This window comes from Halolamina salina, from assembly GCF_042678005.1.
In the GTDB taxonomy this organism is placed as follows: domain Archaea; phylum Halobacteriota; class Halobacteria; order Halobacteriales; family Haloferacaceae; genus Halolamina; species Halolamina salina.
Map to the genome: position 1 here is coordinate 1 of NZ_JBHUDH010000207.1, position 686 is coordinate 686.

At 49.4% G+C, this 686-nt stretch carries 2 protein-coding genes; both read left to right on the forward strand.

Going from position 1 to position 686, the window contains the following annotated elements; genetic code table 11:
• Positions 1-345: SbcC/MukB-like Walker B domain-containing protein (locus tag ACFR9S_RS14585; protein ID WP_379818948.1), on the forward strand; the 345-nt coding region annotated here is incomplete at its 5' end.
• Positions 338-686: hypothetical protein (locus tag ACFR9S_RS14590; RefSeq protein ID WP_379818949.1), on the forward strand; the 349-nt coding region annotated here is incomplete at its 3' end. The genes ACFR9S_RS14585 and ACFR9S_RS14590, both read left to right, overlap by 8 nt.

The window sequence follows — 686 nt, forward strand, 5'->3', positions numbered from 1 at the left end:
CTTCCAGGAAATGAAGGGGCCCGGGAGTATGATGAGCTAAGTACAGGAGAAATCTGGCTTCTGAACTTGTCGTTTGCATATACGCTAGCAGAACAAGCAACCGAAACCGAGGACGCCGGGCACAACTGGGAGATCCTCGTTCTTGACGAGCCCTTTGCAAACATCGATGAAGACATTCGAGAGGAGACACTCGAGTACATCCGCGATTCTGATATTCAGTTTATCATCATGACCTCAAACGAGGATCTGGAGTCTCACTTCAATCCGCAGCAGGTCAAATCCTTAGATCGGATTCAGGTTCAATACACGTTTGACGATATGGAGGAGTTGATTGCGGATGACTGATGACGAAGCCCACCATCCGCGACTCTTACTATTAGACGAAGCGGATGGGGAAATCGAAGGACGGGCGAAGTACCACAAACTGCTCTACAATTACGTCGATGAGGAAGCTGAGGACTCAGAGTTATCATTTGTAAGGGAGGAACGGGGTCCATATGATCCAGGGCTGTCTCAGGCGATGCAGCGGTATATCGATTTGGGACACGTCGAAGTAGATGAAGAGGATGAACCACACGAAATTCGCCAAACGGAGAAAGGCGAGCGGTATATGAGCGGGTACGAGCGAACTAAGATGCGGCTTGATGAAACGTTCCGACAAACAAAGAAGCGGATAGCAGAGACTG